Source organism: Clostridium sp. OM02-18AC (assembly GCF_003481825.1).
GTDB lineage: Bacteria > Bacillota > Clostridia > Lachnospirales > Lachnospiraceae > Brotaphodocola.
In genome coordinates, this window is record NZ_QULW01000017.1 from 87,179 (window position 1) to 96,749 (window position 9,571).

General features: G+C 40.9%; 8 protein-coding genes and 1 riboswitch. All 8 genes read left to right on the forward strand.

Annotation, left to right across the window (positions count from 1 at the left end):
- The first annotated feature begins 22 nt into the window (after positions 1 to 22).
- The 8 genes from DXB18_RS12410 (at position 23) to DXB18_RS12455 (ending at position 9,462) form a co-directional block, all read left to right on the forward strand.
- Positions 23 to 418, forward strand: coding sequence for a transcriptional repressor (locus tag DXB18_RS12410; RefSeq protein ID WP_118708104.1), 396 nt, complete (start codon positions 23 to 25; stop codon positions 416 to 418).
- Complete coding sequence (gene rbr, locus DXB18_RS16745; protein ID WP_118543351.1) at positions 411 to 1,592, forward strand: rubrerythrin; 1,182 nt, start codon at positions 411 to 413, stop codon at positions 1,590 to 1,592. The genes DXB18_RS12410 and rbr overlap by 8 nt, the downstream gene beginning before the upstream one ends.
- A gap of 27 nt (positions 1,593 to 1,619) precedes the next feature.
- Positions 1,620 to 2,579 carry an L-lactate dehydrogenase gene (locus DXB18_RS12420; RefSeq protein WP_118708106.1) on the forward strand — a complete coding sequence of 320 codons (960 nt, stop codon included), beginning with the start codon at positions 1,620 to 1,622 and terminating at the stop codon, positions 2,577 to 2,579.
- A gap of 837 nt (positions 2,580 to 3,416) precedes the next feature.
- Complete coding sequence (locus DXB18_RS12435) at positions 3,417 to 3,749, forward strand: helix-turn-helix transcriptional regulator (RefSeq protein ID WP_173738650.1); 333 nt, start codon at positions 3,417 to 3,419, stop codon at positions 3,747 to 3,749.
- Positions 3,750 to 3,883: 134 nt separating this feature from the next.
- A riboswitch (cyclic di-GMP riboswitch) is annotated at positions 3,884 to 3,959 on the forward strand.
- A gap of 101 nt (positions 3,960 to 4,060) precedes the next feature.
- On the forward strand, positions 4,061 to 4,315 hold the full coding sequence (locus DXB18_RS12440) for a hypothetical protein (RefSeq protein ID WP_243103417.1): 255 nt from the start codon (positions 4,061 to 4,063) through the stop codon (positions 4,313 to 4,315).
- 8 nt (positions 4,316 to 4,323) lie between these two features.
- Entirely contained in the window at positions 4,324 to 4,485 is a 162-nt protein-coding gene (locus tag DXB18_RS12445; RefSeq protein WP_347560890.1) for a response regulator, read from the forward strand.
- A 169-nt stretch (positions 4,486 to 4,654) separates the two neighbouring features.
- Positions 4,655 to 6,505: an ABC transporter substrate-binding protein gene (locus DXB18_RS12450; RefSeq protein WP_118708108.1), complete on the forward strand. Its 1,851-nt coding sequence runs from the start codon at positions 4,655 to 4,657 to the stop codon at positions 6,503 to 6,505.
- A gap of 5 nt (positions 6,506 to 6,510) precedes the next feature.
- Entirely contained in the window at positions 6,511 to 9,462 is a 2,952-nt protein-coding gene (locus DXB18_RS12455) for a response regulator (RefSeq protein WP_118708110.1), read from the forward strand.
- Positions 9,463 to 9,571 lie beyond the last annotated feature (109 nt).

A 9,571-nucleotide genomic window follows, 5' to 3' on the forward strand; every position in this document is an offset into this window, starting at 1 on the left:
CAAATCCTAATAAGGAGGACGGATGACGAGTAGGAGAAATACCATTCAAAAAGATCTTGTAAGAAATACCGTATACGAAATGAGAAGACATGTTACAGCAAATGAAGTGTATGAATTTATAAAAGCAGCATATCCTACGATCGGAAAAGGAACTGTATATAGAAATCTTGATATATTGGTAGATGAGGGCTCGTTAAGGAAGGTTGAAGTTCCGGATGGACCGAATAGGTTCGATTTTTCATTGAAAAATCATTACCATGTCAGGTGTGCAAAATGCGGTGAAGTTTCAGATGTGGATATGGATGAAATACCGGATTTGCTGGAAAGAATTCATAACACTCATGGAATCGAATTTTTGGATTATGATATTTCATTTAAAGGTATTTGCTTAAAATGCAGGGAGGAAAAAAATGGATAGGAAAGCAATGTATAAGTTGAGTTATGGATTGTTTGTACTGACTGCCAGGGAAGATGAAAAAGACAATGGATGTATTATTAATACAGCCATTCAGGCAGCTTCAGAACCGAACCAGTTAAGTATCTGCGTCAACAAAGCAAATTACACGCATGACATGATTCAGAGAACTGGAAAATTCACAGTATCAGTCTTAAGTCAGAAGGCACAGTTTGAATTGTTCAAATATTTTGGCTTCCAATCAGGAAGGGATACCAATAAATTTGAAGCATTTGAAAAGTGTGCTAGGGGTACAAATGGTATTTATTATATTACAGAAGGTACAAATGCATACATTTCTGTAACAGTTAATAAAACGGAGGACTTAGGATCACATACAATGTTTATCGGTGAGATAACAGATATGGAAGTTTTAAGTAATGTTCCTTCTGTCACATATGATTATTACCAGAATAATATTAAACCTAAGCCACAGGCAGTCGGAAAAACCGAGGATGGGCAGACAATATGGCGTTGCAGAATTTGTGGATATGAATATGTAGGAGAAGAATTACCGGATGATTTTATATGTCCTTTATGTAAGCACCCAGCATCAGATTTTGAAAAAATAGTAAAGAAAACGGAGAAAAAAGAAATGGTAGCAAACAAATACGTAGGAACACAGACTGAGAAAAATTTACAGGAGGCATTTGCAGGGGAATCGCAGGCAAGAAATAAGTATACCTATTTTGCTTCTGTAGCGAAAAAGGAAGGCTACGAGCAGATGTCAGCATTGTTTTTAAAAACCGCAGATAATGAGAAAGAACATGCAAAGATGTGGTTCAAGGAATTAGCAGGAATTGGTGATACAAAGGAAAATCTGGCGGCAGCGGCAGAAGGCGAAAATTATGAGTGGACAGATATGTATGAAGGCTTTGCTAAAACAGCTGAGGAAGAAGGATTCCCTGAGCTTGCAGCAAAATTCAGGGCAGTAGGTGAGATTGAGAAGCACCATGAGGAAAGATATCGTGCACTTCTTAAGAATATTGAAACTGCTAAAGTTTTTGAAAAGAGTGAAGTTAAAGTATGGGAATGCCGCAACTGCGGACATATTGTGGTAGGAACTAAGGCGCCTGAAATATGTCCGGTATGTAATCATCCACAGAGCTATTTTGAAGTACATGAAGAGAATTATTAAGGGGGTGAGATTATTACGAAGAAGAAAGTGATTAATTCAAAAAAAGCAGTAATGATAGGCTGCGGCTTTGTTGGTTCTGCATCGGTATTTGCCCTGATGCAGAGTGGCTTATTTACAGAGCTTGTCCTTATCGATGCAGACAAGAACAAGGCAGAGGGAGAAGCAATGGATATCAGTCATGGTATTCCGTTTGCCAGTCCGATGAAGATATATGCTGGAGATTATGATGATGTAGCTGATGCTGCAATTGTTGTCATATCTGCTGGAGCGGGGCAAAAACCGGGAGAGACAAGGCTTGATCTAGTAAATAAAAATGTAGCAATATTTAAGTCAATCATTCCTGAAATAGCAAAGAGAAATTTTGCAGGTATCATGCTTGTAGTAGCGAATCCGGTAGATATTTTGACCCAGGTAGCCATAAAGTTATCAGGACTCCCGGAAAACAGGGTTATTGGATCGGGAACAGTGTTAGACAGTGCGCGATTAAGATATAAGCTTGGTGAGCATTTATCTGTGGACAGCAGGAGTGTTCATGCATTTATAGTAGGTGAGCATGGAGACAGTGAAGTTGTAGCATGGTCATCAGCCAATGTATCCGGTGTTCCATTGAGTGAAATGTGTGAAATGCGTGGACATTACAAGCACAAGGAAAACACGGCAGAAATAGCTGCAGCAGTCAAGAACAGTGCTTATGAGATTATAAACAAAAAGCACGCTACATATTATGGAATTGCAATGTCTGTAAAAAGAATCTGCGAAGTGATTATGAGAGATGAAAAATCAATACTCCCGGTATCGCATATGATTCATGGAGTATATGACATTGACGGAGTATCGTTAAGTATGCCGGCTATTGTAGGTGCAGATGGCATTGAGTCTGATATACCTATTAATTTAAGTGGAGAGGAAGCGTTAAAGCTTAAGGAATCCGCAGATTCTTTGAAAAAGATTATAGAGACAATTGAACCTATATTATTCACGGCATAGCCGTGAATAATATAGGTTAAGCTGACTTCTCATAAAAAATCTGAGTTTATGGCATAGGAAAGAGGCCTCTGAATATTTGGTATGCGAGACTAAATTCCACAGGCCACATCCTAAAAATGTGAATTACGAAATTCCAGTCTGACAGCAGATTTTTATGGTAAGTTAACGGTTAAAGCGAATCAGCTTAGGTGTCAGATTGACCTCGTCGGGTGGAATCGGCCTAAGCTGAAGTGCTTTTAAAATGTCAATGCCGTAGTTTTCGAGTGCAACATCATAAGGAGTGCGGGCACCCAGGATTTCTCTGGGAGTGGAGTTGATATGATCTACAATGGTTCTCAGATCCCATTGAGTGAGAGTATCAAATGTAAATATTTTCGAGCAGCAGGAGCTTCTGAAGAAGCAAAGCAAAGGAATGGGCAGTAAAGATAGCAGCCGAATACGATAAAAAACAGATTGTTCTTGGTCTTGAACCAACCGGCCATTACTGATTCTGCCTTGCGACCTGGATGATCTCAAATGGGATCAGTGTAGTTCAGGTAAATCCGTATGCAGTAAAGCAGACAAAGGAGCTTGAGGATAACAGCCGGCTGAAAGATGATACAAAAGATCCTACGCCAAGGCGAGTGTTGGCCTCCGTGAAGGAAACTTTTATGTGACAAACATAACTTGTCTGTGCTATTATAAAAACGATATAAGCGAAAATGATTTTTGCGGAAACGAAAGTATCTTTATATTTTTTTATCCGTATACTTCCCATAATGGTAATGAATACTTGCAAAGTTGATAACTAATATTTTTTCATTATTACAGGTACAATAAGAACATGTAATAGCGGAAATGAGGTATAGTTACTTGCAGATAGAGAAGTATATTGCGGATAAAATAACATCTTTATGTGAAAAGCGTGATATCAGTAAATACAGATTATCGCAGCTGTCGGGAATTTCCCAGTCGTCACTGGGAAGAATCATGGCGCAGGAAAACCTGCCGTCGCTGATCACACTTGAAAAAATATGTACAGCTTTGGGCGTGACATTATCGCAGTTTTTTCAGGAAGGTAATTCAGAGAATCTGACAGAAAAACAGAAAGAAGTTCTGGGGATATGGAACGATCTGAGTACAAATGAGCAGGAAACAGTAATGTCAATGCTGCGTGGACTTCGGAAGTAGAAGAACAGTTCGAGTATATATATCGGCTGTTCTTTTTTTGTTTTCAGGCGTTAAAACGGTAATGTTTTTCTTGTGTACAGTAGAGCGCTATAGTATAATAAAACCAGTTTTTTACATAAGTTTAAAGGCTATAATAAGGAAATCGGCAAACCAGATGAAAGTCTGGGACGCAAAGCTACAGGGCCTGTAAAATGGCAGCCAGTTGCATAAAATGAGGTGCACTGTCTGTCTGACAGTGTTTTTTTGCGGTGTTATTTCATAGACGTAACAACAATGATTTTATCAGGAAAGAATAAGGAAAAAATAAAAGTATGAAAAAGGCAAAACGTTGTCTGATAGCAGTGGTGTCAGGTGTACTTGTAGCAACTGCTGTCTTGTCTGGATGTGGACAGTCAAAAAAAGAAGTATCTAAAAACGATGATCATCTTACCGTTTATCTGTGGGAAAATCGTTTGATGAAAAATATTGCACCCTATATCCATGAACAGTTTCCTGATCAGGATATTGAATTTATTATTGGTAACAATGATACCGATTTATACAGTTATTTTAAGCAGCAAAAATGATTCGTTCTATGGACAGAGAGGATGCTAAGGAAATACCGATCATTGCAATGACAGCAAATGCCTTCACGGAGGACAGAATAAGAGCAAAAGAAGCAGGAATGGATGAACATGTTGCTAAGCCTGTTGATGTGGAATTACTGATAAAAGTAATTCATAGATTGGTGGGGTGATAAAAAATATGGACAAAAGACAAAAAATACTGATTGTAGATGATTCGAAATTTAAAATGACCGTCAGCTGTATAATCTGAAATTGCATACGTTGTAGTCTTCATTAAAGAAAGATGGCTATATAGGAATTGTTGGATATATTGACAGGGCAAATTAAGGAGAACTCGTAATGAAAAAGATAAAATGGAACAGAGTTTTGGCTGTACTTTTGGCAATGGTGACAGCCGTATCACTTCTGTCAGCATGTGGCAGTAAAAGTGCAGAGAAAGAAGATGCAGACACAATCACGGTGTACTTATGGAGCACAAACCTGTATGATAAATATGCACCATACATTCAGGAACAGCTCCCGGATATCAATGTTGAATTTGTCGTAGGTAATAATGATCTGGATTTTTATAAGTTTCTTGATGAAAACGGTGGATTGCCGGATATTATAACCTGCTGTCGCTTTTCCCTGCATGATGCAAGTCCACTGAAAGACAGTCTGATGGATCTTTCCACAACCAATGCGGCAGGTGCTGTCTATGATACTTACCTTAGCAATTTTATGAATGAGGATGGAAGTGTAAACTGGCTTCCGGTGTGTGCAGATGCCCATGGTTTTGTAGTGAATAAGGATCTTTTTGAAAAGTATGATATTCCTCTTCCAACAGATTATGAAAGCTTTGTCTCTGCCTGTCAGGCATTTGAAGAAGTGGGGATCCGTGGCTTTACTGCAGACTGTTATTACGATTATACCTGTATGGAGACATTGCAGGGGCTGTCAGCATCAGAGCTGTCTTCTGTAGAAGGACGCAAGTGGCGCACCACCTACAGTGACCCGGATAATACAAATCGAGAAGGTCTGGATAGTACCGTCTGGCCGCAGGCTTTTGAACGTATGGAACAGTTCATACAGGATACAGGGCTGAGTCAAAATGATCTGAATATGAATTATGATGATATAGTTGAGATGTATCAAAGTGGCAAGCTTGCCATGTACTTTGGCAGCTCAGCTGGTGTGAAAATGTTTCAGGATCAGGGCATAAACACAACATTTCTTCCATTTTTTCAGGAGAACGGTGAAAAGTGGCTGATGACTACACCATATTTCCAGGTGGCTTTAAACCGCGATCTGACACAGGATGAGACACGTCGAAAGAAAGCAATGAAGGTACTGAGCACAATGCTTTCAGAGGATGCGCAGAATCGGGTCATTAGTGATGGACAGGATCTGTTAAGCTACAGCCAGGATGTGGATTTTAAGCTTACGGAATATCTGAAGGATGTGAAATCTGTGATTGAAGAAAATCATATGTATATCCGCATTGCGTCAAATGACTTTTTTTCTGTTTCCAAGGATGTGGTTTCCAAGATGATCTCAGGAGAATACGATGCAGAGCAGGCTTATCAGTCATTTAACACCCAGCTTCTTGAGGAAAAATCCACTTCAGAGAATATCGTGCTGGATTCAAAGAAAACGTATTCCAATCGCTTCCATACCAGTGGAGGCAATGAAGCCTATTCTGTTATGGCAAACACTCTGCGCGGTATTTATGGGACGGATGTGTTGATCGCAACTGGAAACAGCTTTACAGGAAATGTGTTGAAAGCCGGATATACAGAAAAAATGGCGAGAGACATGATCATGCCAAATAGTCTTTCGGCTTACAGCAGCAAGATGAGCGGAGCCGAACTGAAAGAGACAGTCAAAAATTTTGTAGAAGGCTATGAGGGCGGATTTACTCCGTTTAACCGAGGCTCTTTGCCTGTGGTCAGCGGCATTTCCGTGGAAGTCAAAGAAACAGATGATGGTTATATATTGAGCAAAGTTACAAAAGATGGAAAAAAAGTTCAGGACGAGGATACTTTCACGGTAACCTGCCTTGCGATATCTAAACACATGGAAGCTTATCCGGCAGATGAGAATATTGTATTTGATGGAGAAGATACCACTGTAAAAGATACCTGGACAGGATATATTTCAGATGGTGATGCCATTCTTGCAGAGCCTGAAGACTACATGACTCTGAGGTGAGAAGAATGGATATTAAGAATCATAATAAAGGCAGAAAGAAACTTGTCATGGGAAAACCATTCCAGATAGCTGTCTTTACAGCTGTTTTACTGGGAATTGTTCTGATGGTTTTTCAATATTTTGGATTTGTATCGAAAACCATTTATGAGGAAAGTGTTTCTCATCTGACGGAAGTTTTTCATCAGTCTGATAACATGCTGAGAGAACTGACAGATAAGAATCTGACTTATCTTCATATGTGGGGGGAGAATCTGCAGAATATCTCCAGTGAAGACGAAATTCGTAATTATATAAAGAAAGCGCAGGAAGATGCCAGATTTTTAGATTTCTTTTTTCTGTCAGCTGACGGGGACTACAAGATAGCGACAGGGGAAACCGGGTACCTTGGATTACAGGAAAACATTGAAGAGGATATCCGGCAGGGAAATGATGTGATAGCGAATGCAGCAGTTCCCGGAAAATCCCAGCTGCTTGTTTTTGCCACTCCCAGGGCGCATGGAATCTATCAGGGATTTGAATATGATGCAATTGCCATTGCCTATGAAAACTCTGATATTGTAGATGTGCTGGACATTTCTGCTTTCAATGGAAATGCCCAGAGCTTTGTTGTTCATCCGGATGGCCGTGTTGTGGTCGATCATTCTTCTGAGTCATGGGGGAATGTGTACAATTTCTTTGGTGTTCTAAGAGAGCATTCCAATATGTCTGAAAAAGAGGTCAATGAGCTTTCGGAGAAGTTTAAAGCGGGACGCACCGATGCGATGCTGGTAAATCTGGATGAAAGAAACTATTATCTGGTCTATGAAAAATCAGATATTCAGGACTGGGTATTTCTGGGACTTGTACAGGCGGATATTGTCAATGCCAGTATGAACAGTTTGCAGCGTAGTACAATGCTTCTTGTGGCTGCGGTTTTGTTCTGTATTGCCGCCTTTTTTATCGGCCTTATTATTCAAAAAAACAGGATAAGCCTTAGAAGAAAGGACACACAGATCCGGTACAGAGACGAACTTTTTCAAAAGCTGTCAATGAATGTGGATGACGTTTTTCTGATGCTGGATGCAAAAACATATCAGGCAGACTATATAAGCCCAAATGCGGAGAAACTGCTTGGTATTACGGTAGAACAGATCCGCAAAGATATTCGTGTTCTGGGAAAACTGCATCCAGAGGAACATGAAAATCCGGAGGAAAATTATCTTGAGGAAATCCAGGTGAATGAACAAAGAGAATGGGATTTTGAATATGTTCATCAGAAAACAGGAGAAAAACGCGGGTTCCATAATATTGCAATGGGCAGTGAGGTAAATGGGAAAAAGAAATACATCCTGGTTATGTCAGACCGTACTGCTGACTGGAAAATGAATCAGGCACTTTCTGAGGCAGTCCATGCGGCGGAGACAGCAAACAGGGCAAAGAGTACTTTCCTTTCCAATATGTCTCACGATATCCGGACGCCAATGAATGCGATCATCGGCTTTACCACACTGGCTGTAAGTAATATTGATAATCAGGAAAAAGTCCGGGATTATCTGGGCAAGATTCTTTCCTCCAGTAAACATCTGCTTTCACTGATCAATGATATCCTGGATATGAGCCGGATTGAGAGTGGAAAGATCCATCTGGAAGAAACGGAGGTCAGTCTGTCGGATGTGCTTCATGATCTGAAGACCATCATCAGCGGGCAGATCCATGCGAAACAGCTGGAGCTTTATATGGATGCAATGGATGTTACCAATGAGGATGTCTATTGTGACAAGACGCGCTTGAATCAGGTGCTGCTGAATCTTCTGTCCAATGCAATCAAGTTTACTCCTGCAGGCGGAACTGTATCTGTCCGGCTGAAACAGTATCCAGGGACGGTAAAAGGCAGTGAACTATACGAGATCCGGGTAAAGGATAACGGAATCGGTATGAGTCAGGAATTTGTACAGAAGATCTTTTCTCCTTTTGAGCGGGAGCGGACTTCCACTGTGAGCAGAACCCAGGGCACAGGACTTGGCATGGCCATCACCAAGAATATTGTGGATATGATGGGTGGCACTATTGAGGTCCGGACAGAGCAGGGGAAAGGCACCGAATTTATCGTCCGTCTGCCATTTCGGACTCAGCCTGAGAATCACCGTATAGAGAAGATTGCAGATCTGGAAGGTCTTAAGGCTCTGGTTGTAGATGACGATTTTAATACCTGTGACAGTGTGACAAAGATGCTTGTGAAGGTTGGAATGCGTTCGGAATGGACACTTTCCGGTAAGGAGGCTGTTCTGCGTGCAAGGCAGTCTATGGAGCTTGGGGATGCATTCCATGCTTATATTATTGACTGGCGTCTGCCGGATATGAATGGTATTGAGGTCACCAGACAGATCCGCAGCCTTGGTGATGATACGCCGATCATTATCATGACTGCTTATGACTGGTCAGACATCGAAGTGGAAGCCAGGGCTGCAGGGGTGACTGCATTCTGTGCGAAGCCTCTGTTCATGTCAGATATCAGAGATACCCTGATGACTGCTATCGGCCAGAGTCAGTCTGAGCAGGAGAATCCCGTTCTTCCTGAGACAAGCTTAGATTTCAGAGGCAAGAGCATACTGCTTGTGGAAGATAATGAACTGAACCGTGAAATTGCGGTGGAGATCCTTAAGGAATATGGCTTCCTGGTTGATACTGCAGAAAATGGGGCAGAGGCAGTGGAGAAAGTTAAGAATTCAAAGTCATGTAATTATGATCTGGTGCTGATGGATGTGCAGATGCCGGTAATGAACGGATATGAGGCCACGAAGCAGATCCGTGCCCTTACTGATCCGGCGCTGGCGGGAATTACCATCCTTGCTATGACTGCCAATGCTTTTGACGAAGACAAAAAGAAAGCACTGGAATGTGGTATGAATGGCTTTTTATCCAAGCCAATTGTTATAGAGGAATTGATCAGTACGTTACAAAACAATCTGGTAGATTAGTAAAAAAAACTGCTAAGAAGTTCGGTTAACAGCTTTTTAGCAGTTTTTTTGGGAGTATCCCAAAGTTTGTGTAAACCTTCAAATTGATGTAAGATAGACTTACCAGTTT

Excerpts from the sequence above, each read along its gene's own strand:
- DXB18_RS12410 (WP_118708104.1), top strand. The coding sequence starts at position 23 with ATGACGAGTAGGAGAAATACCATTCAAAAAGATCTTGTAAGAAATACC.
- rbr (WP_118543351.1), top strand. The coding sequence starts at position 411 with ATGGATAGGAAAGCAATGTATAAGTTGAGTTATGGATTGTTTGTACTG.
- DXB18_RS12435 (WP_173738650.1), top strand. The coding sequence starts at position 3,417 with ATGAGGTATAGTTACTTGCAGATAGAGAAGTATATTGCGGATAAAATA.
- DXB18_RS12440 (WP_243103417.1), top strand. The coding sequence starts at position 4,061 with ATGAAAAAGGCAAAACGTTGTCTGATAGCAGTGGTGTCAGGTGTACTT.
- DXB18_RS12445 (WP_347560890.1), top strand. The coding sequence starts at position 4,324 with ATGGACAGAGAGGATGCTAAGGAAATACCGATCATTGCAATGACAGCA.
- DXB18_RS12450 (WP_118708108.1), top strand. The coding sequence starts at position 4,655 with ATGAAAAAGATAAAATGGAACAGAGTTTTGGCTGTACTTTTGGCAATG.
- DXB18_RS12455 (WP_118708110.1), top strand. The coding sequence starts at position 6,511 with ATGGATATTAAGAATCATAATAAAGGCAGAAAGAAACTTGTCATGGGA.